Below are 22,304 nucleotides of genomic sequence, written 5' to 3'. Positions count from 1 at the left end.
TGAACGCAAAAGACCGCTCGGGTTACTCGATGCTGACGGACGGCCGCGCAACTGCGGGGTGCCATCCTGTCAGCCGAATGCCCCCAAACGGCCCTGACAGAATTAAGTCTCAACTCGGCCACAATTTAGCAATCACGCCATAATTTCGCCACAGGTTATTTGCCGGGGTTTGGAAACAGACTGTTCAGAGGCGGGGCAGGGCGACGAGGGCCGCGAGGATATTGCCGGTTTGCAGGCTGTGTCCGGCAAAGCGTGTGGCGGGGGGAAAGGGGGGGCAGGCGGTCTGGAGGTGGGCGATGAACCCGCCTGCCCCGTCAAAGCTGACTTCAAGATCGTGGAAGGAAAGCAGCCTGCGGCTCTGGGCATATTGCGCCTTGTAGGTGGCTTCCTTGGCGCAAAAGAGGCGGCGGGAGAGGAGGCCGCTGGGGTCTTGGGCTACGGTCTCACGCTCGGCGGGGGTGCAGATTGTGGCAACGGTGTCCTCGGGCAGGGGCAAGGCCGGCTCAAAATCGAGGCCAAGCCCGGCCCAGTCTTCGGTGCGCCCAAGGAGCGCCAGACAGATCCCGGCACCGTGGCTGATCGTGCCGGTCACACCCTCGGGCCAGAGCGGCACGCGGTCGGGGGCCATGGGGATGGCGGCCGGGGCGTGGCCAAGCGTGGCCAAGGCGCTGCGCGCCGCGCGGCGGCCAGCGGCGAATTCGCGGCGGCGGTTGGGCACTGCGCGGGCCATGGCTGTGGCCTCCTCGGGCCAGAGGCCGGTTGCCTCGGCGCGTGGATCGCTTGCGGCCAAGGCCAGCCCCTCGGGCAGAAGGGCGCGCAGCGCGGCGATCAGCGCGGCGCTCACCCTTGGCGCGCCGCCCGCATGGCGCGGCGGCGGGCCATGGCATCGGAGCGTGCATCGGCACGACCGGGGCTGGGGGCCGGGGCGGGGGTATTGGCGGGCGTGGGGGGCGCGTCGCCGCGCAATTCCGCCACACGCGCCGCCAGAGTGGCGAGTTTCGGGCAGCGGAAAATATCGGTGATGCTGAGCCGGTCGACCGCCAGCGTGCTTCGGATCTCGCGATGCGCCTGCACCGCCAAGAGGGAGTGACCGCCCAGATCAAAGAAACTGTCCTGTGCGCCAATCTCGGCCACGCCAAGAATGCGCGCCCAGATCGCCGCGATGTCGCGCTCGATCGTATTGGCGGGCGTGACCGGTTTGGGGGCGGCTGCGGGGCGCGGGGCTTTGACTTCGGTCTCTGGCGCAGGCAGCGCCTTGCGGTCCACCTTGCGGTTGGGGGTGAGGGGGAAGTGCTCCAGCACGACGACATGCGACGGGATCATGTGGGCGGGCAGATGTGTGGCCAGATGCGCGCGCGCGGCCTCTGGTGTGATCGTGCCGCGCAGATAGGCCACGAGACGCATGTCGCCGGGGGTATCCTCGCGCGCCAGCACCACCGCTTGTGCGACGCCGGTGCAGCCCTCAAGTGCGGCCTCGATCTCGCCCAGTTCAATGCGGTAGCCGCGCAGTTTTACCTGTGCATCGGCGCGCCCGACGAAATCGAGCCGCCCATCGGCGCGCCAGCGCACCAGATCGCCGGTGCCATAGATGCGCCCGCCCGCACGGAACGGATCGGGGCGGAAGCGGTCTGCTGTCAGGTCGTCGCGCCCGAGATAGCCGCGTGTGACGCCATCGCCGCCAATCCAGAGCTCGCCTGCCACGCCCACGGGCAACGGCTGCATGTCGGGGCCCAGAACATACGCCTGCGTATTGGTGATGGGCGTGCCGATGGCGGCGGGGCCGGGGGTCTCTTCGGCGGGGCCGGTGGTGGACCAGATGGTCGTTTCCGTGGGACCGTACATATTGGTCATCCGTGCGCGCGTGACCTGCCGCAACTCTTGGACCAGAGCGCCCGGCAGCGCCTCGCCGCCCAGCATCAGGTGCCGCAGCCGCCCGAGGGCGTGGCGGGATTCGTCGTTCATGGCGATCATCCGCGCCATTGAGGGGGTGCATTGCAGATGCGTCACGCCATGGCGCAGGATTTGCGCGGCGATGGAAAAGTCATCCTCGGGGATAGCCCCCACACGGTTCGAGCGCTCCAGCACGCGCGCGAGCGGGCGCAGACCGTCAAGCACCTGTCGCGCGGGAATACCGTAGTCGATAAGACAGGCCACTTCATCCACGCCGATGCGTTTGAGCCCTTCGACGCGAGCGACGCAATCCTCGACCGTGCCGAAAAGGCCGGAATCCTCGAAATAGCGCTCGAAGGCGAAATCGAGGATGCCGTCGAGTTCCTCTGGGCTGAGCGATCCGAGGTCAAGCTCGAAAGGGTTGCTCACACCTTGCGGGCGTTTGAAGGCGGGGAAGGCCCAAGCGTATTGCTTGATGAGGGCGGCGGCGGAGCGCAGATAGTCCTTCATCGGCTCGCGCGCCACGCGCCGCGCCTCGTCGCGGGTTTCGGCCACATAGGTATGCAGCATGAGCGTGACGGTGAAGGCGTCCGGATCATTCCCTGCCTCGCGCAGGGCGGTGCGGTAGAGGGTGATCTTGCCCGCCACCTCGTCGATGGATTGCCCCAAGAGATGCGTGAGCACATTGGCGCCATGCGCGCCCGCCTCGCGCCATGTCTCGGGGTTGCCGGCGGTTGTGACCCAGACGGGCAGCACCTTGGACACCGGGCGCGGTTGGGTCACGACGGCGTGCATCGTGCCATCGGCGCGGGGAAATTCCACCGCCTCGCCGCGCCAGAGGCGGCGCAGATCACGGATCGCCTCGAACATCGCCGGTTTGTTGCGGGGCGGCGTGTTTTCCGGGCGCAGGATGAAATCATCGGGGTGCCAGCCGCTTGCAATCGCAAGGCCCGCGCGCCCGTTGGTGAGGTTGTCGATGACCGCCCATTCCTCGGCAATGCGCGCGGGATGGTGGAGGGGGGCAACGCAGCTTCCGGCGCGCACGGCGATGTTTTGCGTGACCGCCGCGACGGCGGCCCCCGTTACCGAGGGGTTGGGATAGGGGCCGCCAAAGGCGTGGAAATGCCGCTCGGGCGTCCAGACTGCGCAAAAGCCGTGGGTGTCGGCGAATTGCGCGCCTTCGAGCAGGGATTTGTATTTGTCGCGCCCCATGCCATCGTCATTGCCCCAATAGTAAAGGCTGAACTGCATGCCCCGGTCGGACGTGGCCAATTGCCCAGACGAGACCAGCGCGCGGCTTTCGTCGCCGCTAAGGATGAGGGTGTAGCCGCGCGCGAGCGTGTAAAAGAGTTCGAGCACGGAAATGTCGAAATTGAGGCTTGTCACGGCGAGCCAGACCGCCCCCGGTTCCGCCGGGATACGGTCATCCATGCCGGCAAAGAAATTGGCGACGTTGCGATGCGTGACCATGACGCCCTTGGGGCGGCCGGTCGAGCCGGAGGTATAGATCACATAGGCCAGATCATCGGGGCCTGCGCCGCCGTCAACCGCGCTGTCGGGGGCGTGCGCGACGCGCGGGTCGGTGTCGAGCGTGAGGGTATGCGCTGTTGGCGGCAGGGTCTGTGCCACGTCAGAGCGGGTGACGACCACCCGCGCGCCGCTGTCGCTGAGATAGAGCGCCAGACGCTCGGCGGGATAGGCCGGGTCCATCGGCACATAGGCCCCGCCTGCCTTCCATATGCCCAAGGCGGCGGCGATCATATCGGCAGAGCGCGGCAGGCAGAGGCCCACCAGCACGCCGGGGCCGACGCCCATCTGGCGCAGCACATGGGCGATGCGGTTGGCGCGGGCGTCAAGGGCGGCATAGGTGAGGGTTTCGGCCTCGAACACAACGGCGCGGGCATGGGGCGTCTTGGCAATCTGTGTGGCGATCAGGCGGTGCAGGGGGCGGGCGTCATAGGGGGTATCGGTGCGGTTCCACGCCTCGACGACCATGCGGCGCTCGGCCTCGGGCAGGGGGGCGGTGTCGCCGCGCGCCAAGGTCTCAACCCGCCGCGCGAGAAGGTCGGCCATGGCGGGCGAAAGGCGTGCGGCGTCATAGACGAGCGTGGGTGTGTCAGAGAGGTCGATGGTCAGCACCGTGCCGGGAATAAGGCCGCGCCCCGCGACACGCAGGCCGATATGCGGGGTCTGCGCGGCATCAAGGGCCGGGTCACGGGCGAAGAGATCGAGCGCGAAGGCCCCGCGGGCCTCGGCCTCGGGGATGCTTTGGGGCAGGTTCGGGGCGGCAACCGGCACCCATGGGCAGACATGGCCGGGGGCAAGTGCCGCCTCGACCGCCGCCCCGGCATAGGCAATATGCGTGGCCTCCTCGCCGCCCAGACGCGCGGCCCAGAGGCCGATCGCGTCGAGCGCATCGGCGGGCAGATCAAGCGTGCGGCGCTCTTCAACGCCTGCGCCGCTGCCCAGTGGCAAGGTGATCGGGCGCAGGGCGCGCAGGCTGCGACGCCAATAGCCGTCTTGGGAGGCGAGCTTTGTCAGAAGGTCGGTGATGGCTTGAGTGGTCAGGACCGACCCCACGGCGATGCCTGCAAGAGAGGTCGCGCCGCCATCCGGTCCGGTCAGCGCACTGAGCCGTAACGCACCCGCACCTGTGGCCACGGTGAGGCGTGCGCCCTCGACGCTGAGGACCACGCCCGGTGCGCCGTTGCCCGGCACCACCTCGGCCCGGCCCACGAGCAGCACGCGGTCGCCCGCGATGATCCGCGCCCTGTTGAGCGGGTTGGCATAGCCGCCGTGATCAAGCGCGCGCACCAGCCGTGCCAGAGCCTCGGCGGGTTGGGTGAAATCGAGGCAGAGCCCCTCGGGGCGCTGGTCGCGGGCGAAATAGCTGCGCGCGCTGAGGTCTTGGGTCTGTGCCGTCACGGCGCCCTGTTCGAGGGCGGTGATCACATCGGGAAAGCTGTCGAGCGCCGCTGCGTAGCATTTGGCGTTGAGGGTAAAGGCGGTTTCATCCCCCGAGATGTCCACCATGCGCTGAGTGATGATGCGCCCTTCGTCCACCCCGCCTTCGATCAGGTGCCAAGTGATGCCATGCCGCACCTCGCCGTTCAGAATAGCCCAGACCGGCGCATTGAGACCGGCGTAGCGCGGCAAGGGGCCATCGTGGAAATTGACCGCGCCGCGCGTGGCGCGCGCCAGCACGGTCTGCGGCAAGAGGTCGAGATTGGCGATGGACAAGAGCCAATCGCAAGTGAGATCGCCCAAGCGTTTGGCCAGACCCGGACCGGGGGGCACGACGCGCAGGCCTTTGGCCTCGGCCCAAGCGGTCACATCCGCATGGCGGGTGATCACCGCCTTGATGCCGTGCCCGCGCGCGAGCCAGGTCTCGCCACACTGAAGGGCGAGGGATTCGTTGCCGATCAAGAGGGCCTGCATCATGGCTTGATCCTTTTTTGCCGGTTCAGCGCCGCGCCCAGATCGCCCAGCACCAGATCGCGCAGGAAATAGGGTGGGCGGCTTGCGCCCTTGCGCCGCAGGAGCCGCCAGAGCGTGCCAAGCCCGGCCCCCAGCAGATGCGCCAGCGTGACAAGGGCGAGATAGGCGGCACCGTGGTTCTTGGTGAAATAATAGCGGCGCGAGGCAAACCAGTAGGCGGGCACGCGGTCCCAGCCCTTCATCCCGGTGCTGACCGATCCGATATGCTCGATCCGGCTATTTTCGACGAAATCGGTGCGCCAACCCGTGCGCGCGGCGCGCAGGCAGAGGTCGGTTTCCTCGAAATAAAGGAAGAACCGCTCGTCAAAGCCACCGATTTGATCAAGCACGTCTTGGCGGATCATCAGGCTGGCTCCGGCCAGCCAATCGACCGTCTGCGAGGTCTGGGGCACGGGCAGGGGCACGGCGACAGTGCGCAAGAGGCGGCTGATCGGGCCGATCCGCGCCGCGCCCTCGAATTCACCCAAGATCGAGGGAAAGCGGAAGCAGGTGACATGGGCCGCGCCATCGGGGCCGTGGATATAGCTGCCTGCGAGGCCGGTTTTGGGATGCGCCTCAAGATGCGTCACCAGCGCGGCAATGGCATCCGGGGCGGGAAAGGCATCGGAGTTGAGGATATAGACGTAATCGGGGCGCGTGCCGTCGCTAAGACCGGCGCGCATGCCCGCGTTATTGCCCGCGCCAAAGCCGCCGTTATGGCCGGATTGCACCACGCGCACGCGGTCCCAATCGGCGGTGGCCTTTTGCATGGCCTCAAACGAGCCATCGCCGGAATCGTTGTCCACCAGCACGATCTCGCCCGCGATGCCCCGCATGGCGCGCCATGCGGCATCCGCTGCCTTGAGGCTCATGTCAGGCGTGCGCCAGTTGAGGACGATGGTGAGGACGCGGGGAACGGTCATTCTGCGGCCTCGCGGTGATCGGGCATGGTTTGTGCCACTTCTGCCGCCTCGATCACCCGGCGCAGGCGCGCGGCCAAGACCCGCACATTCGGCTCCAACACCATGGAATCATGCGTGCCGGGTACCTCTGTCACCTGCACCTGCGGGGCAAAGCCCGCCCAGTCATTATCAGGCAGGACATAGGCACGCTCGCTGCTGACCCAACGGCCATCGGAGACCTGCCATTTGCCCACCAGCGGCGGACGGAAGAGATGCAGCGCGCCTGCCCATGGGCGCAGCTGATATTTGGCGATGGCGCGGTAAAAGGCGGCCTCTATGGCGCTGTCGTGGAATTGGTGCGTGTCGGTCACGGCCTCGGGTTTGGGCTGGCGTTTGGTGATTTCCCACGCGAGCCTGCGCGCCGCCCACCGCAGCGGATAGAGCGGGCCGCCGGCCCTGAGCTCCTGCCATTGGATCATCAGCCGATCGCGGCGCGAGAGCGGGCGGCGCTGTGGCAGCGGCGTGTCGAGCATCACGATCAGCGCCACATCTTCGCCTGCCGCGCGCAATTGCTGCGCCATTTCATAGGCGGTGATGCCGCCGCCCGAGAAACCACCCAAGAGATAGGGGCCGTGCGGCTGCACCTGCCGCAGTTCGGCGATCATGTCGGCTGCGGCCTCGGTCAGATCGTCATGGGGGGCCGCGCCGCCATAGAGGCCGCGCGCCTGAAGACCGTAAAAGGGCCGATCCTCGCCCAAGAGATGCGCCAGATGGCGTAGGTTCAGCACATTGCCGAACATGCCCGCGACAAGGAAGAAGGGTGTTTTCGGCCCGCCTTCGCCCCGATGCATCGGCACAAGATGGGTAAAGCGGCGCTGTGGTTCTTGTGGTGCGGGGGTGTCCTCTCCCGCCTCCTGCGGCCCGATTTGCGCCTCGATCAGCGCGGCGCAGGCGCGGATGGTGGGGGCCTCGAAAAGGATCGAAATGGGCAGATCGACGCGATACGCCTTGCGGATCATGCCAAAGAGGCGGACCGCGATCAAGGAATGACCGCCAAGATCAAAGAAGGAGTCCTCGGCGCCCACCTGCTCCAGCCCCAGAAGGTCTGACCAGAAGCCCGCAAGCCGGGTCTCGATCTCGCCCTCAGGGGCTGTGAAATCACTGTCGAGATCGGGGCGTTCAAAGCGTTGTCCGTTGCTCTCAGGTGCCTGCGCGCCCGCCTCTGCCTGCGCGATGAGGGCGGGAAGGTCGAGCGAGGAGACGAGGATTTGCGGCGCGGATTGCGCCAAGGCACGGCGAAAGGCCTCGGCCCCCTCAGTGGGGCGGATACCTTCGCGCAAGGCGTGGCGCAGGCGCTCTTCGGCGGGGCTTGTCGGGGCGCTCTCGGTCTGGCCCTCGAACCGGATTTCGCTGGGACGTGGCGGGGTCAGGGCGAGACCGCCCACCTGTTTGCGGATGGCGAAATCGGTGATCTCGATCAGCACCCGGCCTGCAGCATCGCAAAGCGTGATGTCAAAGCGCGCGGTTTCATCGCTCGCGTGATTGTCGGCGGCATTGCGGACATGAGACCAGACATCGGCCCCCAAGGGCGCATGGACGCTGAGCGACCTGTAGGACATAGGCACCCAGAGATCGGACCCGTCATAGCCCGCAATCAGCCCCATGGCCCAGCCGGTTGCGATATCCATCAACGCGGGATGCAGGAGATAGCCCGCCGCCAGATCGCGTTGGGCGCTCTCGGGCAGGTGCAGATGCGCGAGCCCCTCGCCCTGTCCAAGCCCCATGGCGCGCAACACGCGCCAGCGTGGGCCGAACTCAAGATGCACCTCTTGTGGGGCGGCAAGGGCGGTATCGCCTGCCTGTTGCCAGTTTTGCATACGGTAACGTATGGAATCAAGATCGAGCGCCGCAGGAGCGGGGAGCGGCAAGAGGCTCAGCCCGGCCTCGGCCAGTGTGACCCAGCCCTGACGCCCGGCCTGCGCATGATCGCCCTCGATCCGCGCGGCATAGCCGGTGTCGTTGCGCGTCAGGGTGAGGCGCATGTCGCGGGTGCCGCCCTCGGGCATGTCAAAGGCGCGCAGGAACCACAGATCGCGGATCTCAAACGGGCCATCCTCGCCCTGTGCGCGCAGCGCCTCGGCCAAAAGCTCCAGATAGCCGGTGCCGGGCAAGAGCGCCTGACCGGATTTGGTGCGGTGCTGATCGAATACCCAGAGACCGGCATCATAGCGGGCGTGAAAGAGGCGGTTGCCCATCGCATCATGGCTGGTCTCTTGCACCAAGGGGGCCTGCACGGGCAGGCGCGGGGCGGCGAGGGTGTCGCCGCGTTGCTGCGCCACAGCCTCGGCGGCCATGCCCACCTCGGACCAGATGCCCCAGTTGAGCGCGATGACGCGGGTCTTGTCGCCTGCGCGGCTGCGCGCATAGGCGTTGAGATACTCATTGGCGGCGACGTAATCCACCTGTCCCGCCGGGGCGGTGGCGGTGGAGGAGGAGGAAAAGAGCACGAGCCAGTCGAGCGTGCCATCGGGAAACACCTCGTCCAACACCTGCGTGCCGTGGATTTTCGGGGTGAACACATCCTCGATCGTATCGGGGCCTTTGCTGAGGAGCGGCGCGTCCTTGATGACACCGGCGGCGTGGATCACGCCATGAAGCGCGCCAAAGCGGGCCTCGATGTCCGCGCGGGCGGTTTGCATATCCTCGATATTGCTGACATCGCCCGCCACGACCATGACCTGACCGCCCAAGCCCTCCAATCGCTCAACGGCAGCGATGCGGCGGGCCAGTGGATCGCCTGCGCCGCGTGTGGCCATCATGCGCGGCCAGTCGGCGCGGGGCGGCAGCGGGCGGCGCGCCATGAGGACGATCTTGGCGTTGGAATGCGTGATCAGATCCTCGGCCAAGGTGAGGCCGATGCCACCAAAGCCGCCGGTGATGAGCACGGTCTGGCCCTCTGCCAACGGGGTCTGAGCGGGCAGGAGGGGTGTTGCGCGCCAACCCGCCTCGTAGCGCCGCGCGCCGCGCAGGGCAGCCACATGATTGCGCGGGGGCTGCATCAGATCCTCGAGCACTTGTGTCACCAGCGCCGCATCGGGGCCGCGTGCGGGCAGGGCCAGATCAAGGCTTGCCGCCGTCACGCCCGGCATTTCATGCGGGATCACCCGGAGTGGGCCCATGAGCGTGGCCTTGGCCGGGTCGCGCAGGCCCTCGTCGCGGACCTGCGTCGCGCCATTGGTGATGGCGGTGATGTGGAGCGGGCCCGAGAGCCCTTCATCCGCCATGGCCTGTGCCAGAAAGAGCAGGCTGTAGAAGCCTTGTTCCTGAACGCGGTGGAAAAAGCTCGATCCGGGGCGGTGGCGGGCATCCTGCGTGACCAGCCAGAAATGCGCGATGCGGGTGGGCAGGCGGCCTTCGGCGCTGAGCGCGCGGATGAGAGCATCATAGCCTTCACGCCCGCGTTCGGGCGAGAGGGCATAGCGCCCCGGTGCAAGCGGAGCAAAGGCATCGCCGGTCGTGACATACGTCACCGTATGTCCCGTGGCGGCAAGCCGCTTGCCCACGGCTGAGCCAAGACCTGCGTCATCCTCGAAAATGAGCCAAGTCTCGCGGGGCATGGCTGCCAGATCGGCCTCACTGACAATCTCGATCTCGGCCAGATGCGGCCGCCAATAGGGCAGGTAGCCCCAGTCGGTCAGGTCGTCGCGGCGCGTGGGCCAGTCAGTTTGCCCAGTGTCGCGCGCCTTGCCGGGGGTGATGAAATAGGGCTTGTGCTGAAACGCGTAGGTGGGCAGCGGCACGCGGGTGCGCCGCGCCTCGCCCCAGATCTGATCCCAGTCTATATCGACGCCCACCGCCCACATCCGCGCCAGCATCGCCATGAAATAGGCATCGTCGGCGACGCTGTCCTCGGGGTGGCGCAGGGTGCTGATGACCTGATTGGCGCTTATGGCGCCATGGGCTTGGGCGAGGGAGGCCAGCGCTTTGCCCGGTCCCACCTCCAGGAACACGCGGCGCGGACCCTCGGCCAGACGCCCCAGACCGTCGGCGAAATGGACGGTGTTGCGCAGGTGGCCGACCCAATAGGCGGGGTCTGTCGCCTCGGCCGCTGTCAGGTAATCGCCGGTGCGGTTCGACAGGATCGGGATTTGCGGGGCGTTGAGGGCGATGGAGCGCAGGTAATCGCCAAAGCGGGTCAGGATCGGTTCCAGCATCCGCGAATGGGCGGCGATGTCGATGGGGATGCGCGTGGTCTCGATCCCCGCCTCGGCCAGACGCGCCGCCAGATCATCGAGCGTCGCCTGTGGGCCAGAGGCCACGCTGAGCCCCGGCGCATTGACCGCCGCGATGTCGAGTGTTGTGCCCAGATAGGGGCGCAGCGCCTCGGCGGACAGGGGCACGCTGAGCATCCCGCCCTTGGGCACGGTGTCGAAGAGTTGCCCGCGCAGATGCACCAGCCCGATGCAATCCTCGAAGCCCATCACGCCTGCAAGACAGGCGGCGGTATTCTCGCCCATGGAATGACCGATGAGGGCAGCAGGGGTTACGCCCCAGCTCTGCCACAACTGCGCCAGCGCGTATTCGGTGATCATGATGAGGGGCAATTGAACCGACGGGCGTTTCAACCGTTCGGCAGCGGTGGCCATATCGGCAGGGGCAGGCAGCCAGAGAGCGCGGATGTCGTAATCGAGTTTGGGTTGCAGCACCGCAAGGCCACGGCCCATCCATTCGGCAAAGACCGGCTCTGTCTCATAAAGATCGCGCGCCATGCCGGCATATTGCGCGCCGCCGCCGGGGAACATGAAGACGACCTCGGGGGCGTCGAGCGCCTCATGGGTGAAGACGCGGCGCGGATCGCCCTTTTCCAAGAGCGTTGCCGCCTCGTCATGGCTGCTTGCCACCACCACGCGGCGGCGTTCAAAGGCGCGGCGGCCTTGCTTGAGGGTCCAGGCCACATCGGCCAAGTCCTGCTCGGGGTGATTGCGCAGATGCGCGGCAAGGCGGGCAGAGTTTTCCTCCAGCGCCGCTTTGGAGCGGGCAGAGATCACCAGCGGCTGAAAGGGCCAATCGCTGGCCTCGGGGGCCGCGCGCGCGGGGGGTTCCTCTAGAACCACATGCGCGTTGGTGCCGCCCACGCCCAGAGAATTCACGCCCGCGCGGCGCGGATGATCGCGGCGGGGCCAAGCGGTAAGCCGGTCATTGACCGCAAAGGGGCTGCCGTCAAAGGCAATCGCCGGGTTCGGCGCCTCATAGCCCAAGGAGGGGGGCATTTGCCCGTGATAGACCGCCAGCGTCGCCTTGATCAGGCTGGCCACGCCCGCTGCCGTGTCGAGATGGCCGATGTTGGTCTTGACGCTGCCGATGCGGCAGAAATCGACGGCTTGGGTGGTCTCGCGAAAGGCCTGCGTGAGAGCGGCCACCTCGATGGGATCGCCCAAATAGGTGCCGGTGCCGTGACATTCGACGTAATCGACCGTTTCGGCAGAGATGCCCGCCACCGCCTGCGCCTCGGCCACGGCTGCGGCCTGACCGTCGACGGACGGCGCGAGATAGCCCGCCTTGGCCGCACCATCGTTGTTGACCGCAGAGCCCTTGATCACGCCCCAGATGTGATCGCCATCTGCCAGCGCATCCGAGAGCCGCCGCAGCACCACGACCCCCGCGCCAGAGCCAAAGACGGTGCCTTGGGCGCGGTGGTCAAACGCATGACATTCGCCATCGGGCGACAGGATCTCGCCCTCTTTGTAGAGATAGCCGCGCCCCTGTGGCAGCTCGATGGTCACGCCGCCCGCGAGTGCCATGTCACATTCGCCATTGAGCAGCGATTGCGATGCCACATGCACCGCGACAAGCGAGGTGGAGCAGGCGGTTTGCAGGCCCAGAGATGGCCCCTTGAGATCGAGAATATGGCTGAGCCGGGTGGTCAGGAAATCCTTGTCATTGCCGGTGTGGCGCAAGAGGAACATGCCCACATCGTCGACGAGATCGCGGTTGGAGCAGAGGTTGAAATAGAAATAGCTGCCCATGCCGCAGCCTGCGAAAACGCCGATGGAGCCGGGGAAATGCTCGGGCGGATGGCCTGCATCCTCGAGCGCCTCCCATGCCACTTCTAGAAAGCGGCGGTGTTGCGGATCGAGGATCGCGGCCTCTTTGGGGCCAAAGCCGAAGAACTCGGCATCGAACATCTCGAACCCCTCAAGGGGTGCGGCATAGGGCACGTAATCGGGGCGGCGGATCATTTGCGCGGGCTCGCCCGCGGCCAGCAACTCGGCCTCGGTCATGCGGCGGATGGCGCGGTGCCCGGCGCAGAGGTTTTGCCAATACTCGGCCACGTTCCGCGCCCCCGGCAGGTGCGCGGCCATACCGACAATGGCAATCTCGGTGCCGTCGGGCGACGGTTGGGTCATGTGATCGGCCATCAAATCCACTGCTCAAATCATACGGTGCCAAAACTCGCCCGACAATGCGACTGTTTTGCGGCATGCCCTTGGCGATAATGGTGTTTTCTCAGTTACCATCCAGAGAGCCGCGCCAGATCAGAGAGCGCCGCACCGTTGAGCCAGAGCGCCAGCGCCGCCAGCGCCAGCCCCAGCGCTGCCATGCCTGCGTCATGCGCCGGGTCCCAGGCCCGCATGTGCCGCGCGAGCCAAATCACCACCGGATAGGCCAGAACCATTGCCGCGCCATAGCCCAAGAGCGCCCCCAAGAGGCCACCCCATTCGAGGCCCAGCAAGAGCGCCAGAACCATCGCCGCCGCCTTGGCCAGCGTCAGGATGAAGAACCGCCGCGAATCCCCTGCTGCAAGCGAGGCCTGATCATAGGTCATCACGATGATCTGGGGCAGTTGCATCAGCGCCATCAGCACCACCACAGCCCCCGCCATGGTATAGCGGTCGTCATACATGATCCCCACCAGCCACACGCCAAGGAGGGCAAACCCGGCCGACAGCGCCATCAGCCCGCCCGTGACCGCAAAGCGCATGCGCCGCAGTTTGGCGAAATTGGCCGCGCTCTCGTGCGGAGGGAGTTCGCGGTAGATCGGGATGAGCAGGCGCCATGTCAGCATATGGCCCAAGAGCATGGGAAAGGAGGCGAGAAAGAAGCCGATATTATAAACACCAAAGACATCAAAGCTGAGGTATTTGCCCAAGATGAGCTTGTCCGCCTGATTGAAGAGAAAGCCGCAGATGGTGCTGAGGAAAATCCATTTGCCAAAGCTGACAAGCTCCGAGGCCGCCAGCCGTTCCCAGCCCATCCGGTTCGACGCCCCCGGCAGAAAGAGCCAGAAAAGCACGAGCGCAATGCCCGCGCTGAGCAGGCCCGAGACCACCAGCGCCCAGACCGACTGCCACCACCATGCCAGCGCCACCGCCGCCACGATGCCGGTGATCTGCACGGCGAAGTCGATGGCCGTGACCCGGCCCCAGCGCAGATGCCGCTTGGCGGTATCAAGGGCTGTGGGGTTGAACCCGGTGATCAAGAGCGACAGCCCCGCCACCGGCAAGAGCTGCATCAGGAGAGGCTCGTCATAGATCACCGCCACCGGCCAAGCCAGCGCGCAGGCCACCAGCCAAAGGCCCACGCCGCGCAGCGCCTGAATGGTCCAGGCGGTGTTGAGAAACGCCGGATCATCGCCACGTTTGCTTTGCATGATCGCGGGGCTTACGCCCACGTCGGAGAATTGCATGAGGCCTTGGATGATGACCGAGACAATCGCCATCAGGCCGAACGCCTCGGGGAAGAGGAGGCGGGCAAGGATGAGGTTCGACGCCAGCCGGAGCACCTGCGCCCCGCCGAATCCCGCGACAGTCAGCGCCGAAGACCGCAGCGCCCGCGCCAAGAGGCCGTCGCCCGAGAATTTCGCTGTTAGCCGCTGCATGCGCCTCACTACTCCGTCGTTCCGGTTTATCCGGACTTCGCGATGACTCAGCGGCCTCGCGCCCAATCGCGCCCACCCTGCCGCAACCGCACAGCAATCGCCACAGCAATATAAGCGAGAAAGCCCAGAGGCACGCGCATGGCGGCGCGCAACACCCACGCCGGCCCCCGAGGCCGTGCGTCGTCATTGGCCAAGAGAGCCGGGTACAGGCGCGCGATTTCCGCGACGCCCGCATCCTGCCTGCGCCGCACCCGGACCAGTGCTGCAAAGCCTTCGACGATGGGCCACTCATAGCGCGCGGGCACCGCGTGGCGTTCGCGGGGGTCAAAGTGCAGCCGCGCAAAGGTATCGTCCGAGATGATCCCCGGCCAATCGCCCCACCGCGCCCGACCCGCGCGCGTCATCGCGAAGAGACCGCAGCCAGGCACGCCGTGGTGGAAAAAGGGCACGTGACGGTAAAACCCCGCGTAGAGGCGGCTGAAGCGCGTGCGCGGTGTGGGAATCACAACCTGACCGCTGGCATAGCCCGGGCCTGCGCGATCAAGCGCCTCGGTGATCTGGCGCAGGAGCGGGGGTGAAACCACCACATCGGCATCGAGATAGGCCAGCACCGCGCCCCGCGCCACCGCCTCGCCCGCGCTCAGCGCGCCGGGTTTGCCACCCTGCGGCATGTCGAGCACGGTAAACGTCCAATCGCGCGCCTGCGGACGGCAGGCTTCGGCGTCGGCCACGGTAGTATCGTGACAGCCATTGGCCACGACGATCACCTCTGCGCCCCCCGCGACCGGGTCAGAGGCAAAGAGCGCCTGCAGGCAATCCCCGATCATCCCCGCCTCGTTATGGGCGGGAATGATGACGCTGAGCCGGGGTGCGGTTATGTCCGTCAACAAAGGGTTTCCAAATCCATCGCCCGCGAGCCTGTGCTGAGCCTGCGCGGCATGCTAGAGCTTATCCGACAAACTGGCGGCAAGCGGAACCGAAAATGCCTGATCCTCTGAATCTCGGCTATCTGGTGCCTCAGTTTCCGGGCCAGACGCATATCTTCTTCTGGCGCGAGATTGCGGATCTGGAGCGCGTCGGCGCGGTGCCGCATCTCTTTAGCACGCGGCCGCCGCCGCCCGCTCTTGTCTCGCATGACTGGTCTGACGCGGCGATCGCGCGCACCACCTATCTCGGGCGGCCCACATCCGGTCACGCGCTGATGGGTCTCTTGCGCGCGCCGTGGTCCGCCATTCTGCGCGAGGGGCAGGGGGGTGAATTCCTCAAGGATGTGCTGATCTGCCTGCCTGCGGCGCGGGCGCTCATCCAAAACTGCCGCGCGCGGGGGATTGGTCATGTGCATGCCCATTCCTGCGGGCGTGCCGCGCTGATCTGTGCGCTGGCACGGCTGATGGGCGGGCCAAGCTATAGCCTCACGCTGCATGGGGCGCTGTCGGATTATGGCCCCGGACAGGGGTTCAAATGGCGGCATGCCAGCTTTGCCACGATCATCACCCATAAACTCATGGCTGAAATGCGCGATGTTCTTGGCCCCGACCTGCCCGCCGATGTGATGGTGCAGCCGATGGGCGTCGATACCGAGGATTTCAAGCGTGACACGCCCTATCAACCGCCCCGCCCCGGAGCACCTTTGCGGCTTTTTTCCTGTGGGCGGTTGCACCGGGTCAAAGGGCATCAGGATTTGCTCTCGGCGCTGCGTCTGCTCTTGGATCGCGGCATCGACGTGCAGTTGGACATCGCGGGCGAGGATGACGCAGGCGGCACCGGCTATCGCCGCGACTTGCAGGACCATCTTGAAAAGCTCAACCTTGGGTCACAGGCCCGCTTGCTTGGGGCCATCAGCGGGGCTGAGGTGCGGCGGCATCTGCTGGCGGCGGATGTGTTCGTATTGGCCAGTTGGCATGAGCCCTTGGGCGTCGCCTATATGGAGGCGATGGCCTGCGGCGTGCCGACGATCGGCACGGATGCGGGCGGGGTGCGGGAATTGATTGATCCGGGCGAAAGCGGGCTCTTGGTGTTGCCGAAATCGCCGCAGGGGCTGGCCGAGGCCATTGCCACCCTTGCCGATGATCCCGCGCTCTGCGCACGCCTCTCTGAGGCCGGGCGCGCGCGCGTGGTGCAGGATTTCCGCTCGAGCCAAGGGGCCGAGACGCTGATCGCGGGCGCACGCCGGGCGATGGCTAGGGGCGGGGCGAGTGCCTGATGGTGACATTCGCTCCAAACAACGAGCCGCGCCTTGTTCCGCGCGGGCATGGACAGGGGCAACGTCCGCAACAGACAAATGCTTTTGTGCCACCCCAGCCCCCCGATCTAGCCCTGTGCAATCTCCAGAAACCGCGCGATCTGATCCTCGGTGACGGACCAATCGCACACGAACCGCGCCATCAGCGGCTCATCCATCGCATCGCCGTCCAACGGCCCCTCATAGAGCGCATAGGCCGCCCCCGCCGCCTTGAGGCGCTGATGCGTGGCGCGGGGCAGGCGGGCAAAGATCATGTTGACAGCGCGCGCAAACACCATCTCCACCCCCGGCACCGCGCGCAATCCCGCCTCGAGCACCGCCGCGCGGTCATTGGCCTCTTGCGCCGTGCTCAGCCACAGGTCGTCGCGCAGATAGCCCAGCATCTGTGCCGACAGATACCGGTGTTTCGACACCAGATGCGCCGACCGCTTGCGCCGCAATTCAAACTCCCAGGCATTCTCGGGATTGAAGAAAATCACTGCCTCGACCCCCAGACAGCCATTCTTGGTGCCGCCCATGCTGACCGCGTCAATGCCGGCGCGCCATGTCATTTCCGCAGGGGTGCAGCCCAAGGTCGCCACCGCATTGGCAAAGCGCGCGCCGTCCATGTAGCAGGGCAACCCGTGATCGCGCGCCACTTGGGTCAGGGCCGCAATCTCGGCGCAGGTGTAAACCCGCCCCCGTTCCGTCGCTTGCGTCAACGCCAGCGGCCCATGCTGCGGATTATGCACATCGCCCGCCGGCCAGAGCGCAATCGCGCGGGCCAGATCCTCGGGCGTCATCTTGTCGGCCTCCCCCACAAGGCTCAGCTTGGCCCCGCCGGTGAAAAACTCGGGCGCGTTGCATTCGTCGGTGTGGATATGCGCAAGCGGGGTGCAGAACACCGTCTGCCACGGCTCGGAGAGGGTGGCCAGCGCCAGAGCATTGGCCGCCGTGCCGGTCGCCACCAGATAGACGCTGGCCTGTGGTGCCTCAAAAAGCGCGCGCAGACGGTCGCGCACCTCATCCATCTGCGCCTCTGTGCCATAAGAGGGCGCATGACCCCGATTGGTCTCGGCCATCGCTTGCATGACGGCGGGCAGGGCCGGGCCGGAATTGTCAGAGGCAAACTGCATCAGAGCGGCTCCTCAATGATGTGATCTTCCCAATCGTCCTCGGGCACCTCGAATTCCGGCAGGGTCCGGTGCCGCATCGACACGCCTGCGTCATGCACGCTCGCTGGATCGCCGGAAATCAACGGATGCCAGGGATAGAGCGGCTTGCCCAGATGCAAGAGCTTGTAGGCGCAGGTTTCGGGCAGCCAATAGGCATGGCTCTCGATCGTATGCGGCTTGAGCGTGATGCACTCGGGCACGAACTGATGCCGGATCGGGTATTGCGCACAGAGGCAGGTGGTATCGTCAAACAGGCGACAGGCCACGCGGGTAAAGGCGACCTCGCCGGTCTCCTCATCCTCCAGCTTGTTCATGCAGCATTTGCCGCAGCCATCGCACAGCGCCTCCCATTCCGCGCGCGTCATGCGGTCAAGGCGCGTGGTTTCCCAGTAACGCGGGCGCAATCCGCTGCGGTTGATGGCATCGCTCATAGCGCAGCCAGAATGTCGCGGGCGCGCAGGCAATCGGCATCCATCTGCGCGATGAACGCCTCCAGACTGTCGAATGTCGCCTCGGGGCGCAGGTAGTCTATCAGCCCGACGGACAGGTTGGCCCCATAAAGATCGCCGGTAAAGTCAAAGATGAAGGTTTCGATATTGGCCTCTTCGCCCTGAAACATCGGTCGCACGCCTAGCGAGGCCGCGCCATGATACTGCCCTTTGTGCGGCCCATCCAGAACATCGACCAGCACGGCATAAATGCCGAACTTGGGCGGATGCAGCCCCTTGATCGACATATTCGCCGTGGGATAACCCAGCGTGCGGCCGCGCTGCTCGCCGCCAATCACCGGCCCGTCGATCCGGTGCCAATGGCCCAGCATGGCGGCGGCGGCGCGCGGCTCGCCAGCACTCAGCGCGGCGCGGATCGCCGTGGACGACACCTGCCCGCTCTCGCCCTCAAGAAGCGTGGCGATGGTCACGCCAAACCCCATTTCGTCGCCAAACTCTTGCAGCATCGCGGCATTGCCCGCCCGTCCTTTGCCAAAACAGAAATCCGAGCCCACCACCACATGCCGCAGGCCCAAACCATCGCGGATCACAGTCTCCGCAAAGGCGCGCGGGCTGAGCGCCGCCAACCCTGCGTTGAAATTGATCTCATAGAGCCGCTCCACCCCCAGCTTTTCCAGCCGATGCGCCCGCGCCTCGCGTCCCATCAGGCGAAAGGGTGGCGCGTCGGGCGCGAAATATTCCCGCGGATGCGGCTCAAAAGTGAGAATCCCCAAGGGCGCGCCGATCCGCTCCCCCTCTGTGCGCGCCAGTTCGATCACCGACCGATGGCCGACATGCACGCCATCGAAATTGCCGATGGCGACGCTCGCGCCCCGGTCGGCGTCAGTGACATAGGTGTAATCGCGGATGATACGCATGGGCAGAGGGGTAGCGCCGCGAGGCCGCCTGTGCAAGAGCGATCAGGCGCTGCGCGGGCGGCGCAACGCGGTGACAAGATAGACCAGCCCTAGGCCCAAGGCGCTGCCCATCAGGAAAAATGCCAGCGCCGCGCCCATCGGCGGCAGCGGCATCAGCCCCGCCAGCGGCCCCGGCAAATCCCCTGTCACCAGCACCCAGCCCATCGTCGCCCCGAACCAGCCCAGCACCATCGCGAGCCCCGCCCCCAACACGCCCTGCAACCCGGCCCGACGCCCGCGCAGCCCCCGGCGGAGCGCGGTCACAGGCCGCGACAGGTCCCGCCCGATGGCCAAGAGCGCCGGCACGACCAACAGCACCAGCACCATCCCGAACCCAAGCCCGTAAACCAGCGTGATCACCGTCGGCTTGAGAAATTGCGCCTGAGTCGAGCGTTCAAAGAGCAAGGGCGCCAGCCCTAGAACCGTCGTCAGCGTGGTCAGCAGAACCGCGCGCAACCGGTCCGCGGTGCCTTCGATAATAGCCGGGATCAGGCCCCGCGATTGCGCATGTTCGTCAATCGACGTGACCAAAACGATGGAATCGTTGATGATGATCCCGGTCATGCCCAACAATCCCACCACCGTGAACATCGACAGCGGCACATCCCATTGCGCATGGCCCCAGATGGTGCCGACAAGGCCAAAGGGAATGATCGCCATCACCACCATGGGCCGGGTCCAACTCGCAAAGACCAGCGACAGCACCAGATAAATCCCCAAGAGCGTCGCAATCAGGCCAAGGCGCGCGTCGGCCATAAAGTCATCTTCTTGTTCGCTGAGCCCCGCCAGCCGGTATTCCACCTGATAGCGCGCGGCGACCTCGGGCAGGATTTCGGTCTCCAGCGCCTGCACGATTTCGGCGGCGCGGGCCGGGTCATCCTCGGAAATATCACCCGTCACCGTCACCAGCCGCAGGCCGTTTTCCCGCCGGACCGAGGCAAAGCCGGTGCGTGTCTCGACGCTGACCACATCGGCCAGCGGCACATATTGCCCGGTGGGCGTGCGCAACTGCATGCGTTCGAGAAAATCGGCGGCCAGTTCATCCTCGGGCAGTTCCACCCGCACCTCGGCAGAGCGCGGGCCGTCGGGATAGGTCGCGGCCTCGATGCCGTTCACCCGGTTGCGCAGGGTCTGGCCAAGATCGTCGATGCTAAAGCCAAGGGCCGCCCCCTGCGGCGTGAGGTCTAGGATCATCTCGGCCTTGTCATAGGCAAGAGAGTCCTCCAGCGCCGACACTTCGGGATAGCGCCCGAGTGCTGTTTTCAGCGCCTCAGCGGCAGATTTGAGTTGATCCGCCTCCGCGCCGTAGAGTTGAATGTCGAGCGCATCCCCCCCCGGCCCCGCGCGCGATCCGCGAAAGCTCAGCGTCTCGGTCAGCGGATGCTGCTCCACCCGCTCTTGCAGGTCAGCGACAAACGCAAAGCTGGAATAGGGCCGCAGATCGGCGTCGATCAGCTCAATGGAAATCCCGCCCAAAAGATCGGCCTCGCGGGTGTCCGATCCTGACAGACCGCGCCCCGCAGCACCCCCCAATTGCGCCACCACATAGGCCAGCGGGTTTGCCCCATAGTCGGCCTCGTAGTCCGCGCCCAGTTCCTCGGCGGCCTGCTGCAAGGCGCGCATTTGCGCAAGCGTATCGTCGCGCGTGGCCCCGGGCAGCATGGCGAAGTTGCCCGTCACGCTGCCCTGTTCCGGCGCGTTGAAAAACCGCCATGTTACATCGCCGCGCATAAAGCTCGCGACCTGCGTGGCCAAGAGCAGCACCGCCGCCGCCAGCACGACATAGCGCGCCCGGATCACGAACCCGATCAGCGGGCGAAAGGCACGGTCGCGAAACACGCCAAAGCCCCGGTTCACCACCCGGCTCGGGATGTCATACCAATGGACCTTGGCCGAATGCGCCAACGCATGCGCCATGTGGTTGGGCAGGATCAGGAAACACTCGATCAGGCTCGCGGCCAGCACGGCAATCACCGTGAAGGGAATGTCATAGATCAGATCGCCGAACCGCCCGCCGATCACCACCAGCCCGAAGAATGCAATCAGCGTGGTCAGCGTCGCGGCAAAAACCGGCAGCGCCATGCGCCCGGCGGCGCGCTCTGCCGCGACCATTGGCGGCTCGCCCAGCTTGCGGTGCCGCGCATCGGCATGTTCGCCCACCACGATGGCGTCATCCACCACGATCCCCAGCGTGATGATCAACGCGAACAGCGAAATCATGTTGAGCGTGAGACCGGCCGAATACATCAGCGCCAGCGCGGCCAGCATCGCAACCGGAATCCCCGCCGCCACCCAGAACGCCGTGCGCGCGTTCAGAAACAGAAAGAGCAGCCCCACCACCAGCGCCAGACCCGTCAGCGCATTGTCCAAGAGCATCTTGATCCGGCCCGAAATCGCCTCGGCCCGCGTGCGGATGAGATCAATGCTCACGCCTTCGGGCAGGGTTTCGGCCATGCGGTCGGCCACCGCCTGCACCTTGGCCTGAATATCAAGCGCATCCCCGCGCGCCGAGCGGTCCACGCGGACGTTCATGGCCGGGGCATCGCCGACGTAATAGGCCAGCGCCCGCGTCGCCCCCTGAACCCGCACCCGCGCCACATCACCCACCGTCAGCGCGCTGCCATCGGGGGCAATCCGCAGGGTAATGCCAGCGATGTCGCGCGCGCTGCGCTTGTCAGAGCCGGTGCGCAGCCGGGCATTCGCCCCGGTCATGTTCCCGGCCGGATCGGCGGTGATCTCGGCGGCAATGGCGGCGGCGATCTCGGCCATGGTGATGTCATTGGCAATGAGCGCCGGACCCGGCACCTCGACCACCGTTTCGGGGGCTGCCACGCCTTTGATCGTGGTGCGCGTCACCCCCGCATCAAAGAGCCGTGTGACCAACTCATCCGCCAGCCGCGCCAATTGCTCGGTGCCGACCGGGCCGGTGATCACCACATCCGTCACCTGATCGCGCCACGCGCCGCGCCGCACGACGGGTTCATCGGCCTCGTCGGGCAGGGTGGTGATGATATCGAGCGCCGCCTGCACCTCGTCGGCGGCACGCCCCATATCCCAGCCCGGCTCGAATTCGAGTGTCACCAGCGCGCTGTTCTCACGGCTGAGCGAGGTCGCGGCCTCCACCCCCTCCACCGCCAACAGGGCCGGTTCCAGCACCTGCACGATGGCCCCGTCCACATCCTCGGCGCTCGCACCGTCCCACGCCACCGACACGCTCACATTGTCGATCACCACATCGGGAAAGAACTGCGCCCGCATACGCGGCAAGGCCATCAGACCCAAGGCGATCATCAGCACCAAGAGCAGGTTGGCCGCCGTGCGGTGCCGCGTGAACCATGAGATCAGGCCCGGCATG

General features: G+C 66.2%; 11 protein-coding genes. 1 reads left to right on the top strand and 10 read right to left on the bottom strand.

Annotated features, from left to right (window positions below):
• Positions 1-184: 184 nt before the first annotated feature.
• From ACSSVY_RS08480 to ACSSVY_RS08455, 6 genes are all read right to left on the bottom strand, one after another.
• Positions 185-844 (bottom strand): 4'-phosphopantetheinyl transferase family protein, encoded by a 660-nt coding sequence (locus tag ACSSVY_RS08480; protein ID WP_454269037.1) that lies wholly within the window; start codon positions 842-844, stop codon positions 185-187.
• Positions 841-5,331, bottom strand: a complete 4,491-nt coding sequence (locus tag ACSSVY_RS08475) for a MupA/Atu3671 family FMN-dependent luciferase-like monooxygenase (protein ID WP_454269035.1) — start codon at positions 5,329-5,331, stop codon at positions 841-843. Before ACSSVY_RS08475 ends, ACSSVY_RS08480 begins: the two co-directional genes overlap by 4 nt.
• Positions 5,328-6,290: a glycosyltransferase gene (locus ACSSVY_RS08470; protein WP_454269033.1), complete on the bottom strand. Its 963-nt coding sequence runs from the start codon at positions 6,288-6,290 to the stop codon at positions 5,328-5,330. The genes ACSSVY_RS08475 and ACSSVY_RS08470 overlap by 4 nt, the downstream gene beginning before the upstream one ends.
• On the bottom strand, positions 6,287-12,688 hold the full coding sequence (locus ACSSVY_RS08465; protein WP_454269031.1) for a type I polyketide synthase: 6,402 nt from the start codon (positions 12,686-12,688) through the stop codon (positions 6,287-6,289). Before ACSSVY_RS08465 ends, ACSSVY_RS08470 begins: the two co-directional genes overlap by 4 nt.
• 92 nt (positions 12,689-12,780) lie before the next feature.
• A complete protein-coding gene (locus tag ACSSVY_RS08460) occupies positions 12,781-14,148 on the bottom strand; it encodes an oligosaccharide flippase family protein (RefSeq protein ID WP_454269029.1) in 1,368 nt (455 codons plus the stop codon).
• A gap of 47 nt (positions 14,149-14,195) precedes the next feature.
• The gene (locus ACSSVY_RS08455) at positions 14,196-15,038 is read right to left on the bottom strand and encodes a glycosyltransferase family 2 protein (RefSeq protein ID WP_454269027.1); all 843 of its coding nucleotides are present in this window, start codon (positions 15,036-15,038) and stop codon (positions 14,196-14,198) included.
• Positions 15,039-15,130: 92 nt separating this feature from the next.
• Between ACSSVY_RS08455 and epsE the strand changes: the two genes are divergently transcribed.
• Positions 15,131-16,351, top strand: a complete 1,221-nt coding sequence (gene epsE / locus ACSSVY_RS08450; RefSeq protein WP_454269025.1) for an exopolysaccharide biosynthesis GT4 family glycosyltransferase EpsE — start codon at positions 15,131-15,133, stop codon at positions 16,349-16,351.
• Between the two features lie 107 nt (positions 16,352-16,458).
• On the opposite strand, the gene ACSSVY_RS08445 is transcribed toward epsE, so the two are convergent.
• The 4 genes from ACSSVY_RS08445 to ACSSVY_RS08430 are packed head-to-tail and all read right to left on the bottom strand — an operon-like array spanning position 16,459 to position 22,303.
• On the bottom strand, positions 16,459-17,505 hold the full coding sequence (locus ACSSVY_RS08445) for a threonine aldolase family protein (RefSeq protein ID WP_454269023.1): 1,047 nt from the start codon (positions 17,503-17,505) through the stop codon (positions 16,459-16,461).
• Complete coding sequence (locus ACSSVY_RS08440; protein ID WP_009815858.1) at positions 17,505-17,975, bottom strand: YcgN family cysteine cluster protein; 471 nt, start codon at positions 17,973-17,975, stop codon at positions 17,505-17,507. Before ACSSVY_RS08440 ends, ACSSVY_RS08445 begins: the two co-directional genes overlap by 1 nt.
• The gene (locus ACSSVY_RS08435) at positions 17,972-18,910 is read right to left on the bottom strand and encodes a bifunctional riboflavin kinase/FAD synthetase (protein ID WP_454269021.1); all 939 of its coding nucleotides are present in this window, start codon (positions 18,908-18,910) and stop codon (positions 17,972-17,974) included. The genes ACSSVY_RS08440 and ACSSVY_RS08435 overlap by 4 nt, the downstream gene beginning before the upstream one ends.
• A gap of 42 nt (positions 18,911-18,952) precedes the next feature.
• Complete coding sequence (locus ACSSVY_RS08430; RefSeq protein WP_454269019.1) at positions 18,953-22,303, bottom strand: efflux RND transporter permease subunit; 3,351 nt, start codon at positions 22,301-22,303, stop codon at positions 18,953-18,955.
• Position 22,304: the final 1 nt, after the last annotated feature.

It is taken from the genome of Roseovarius sp. MBR-51 (assembly GCF_053628575.1).
Note: the sequence above shows the minus strand (reverse complement) of the source record. Positions and strands in the feature narration are given on the sequence as shown.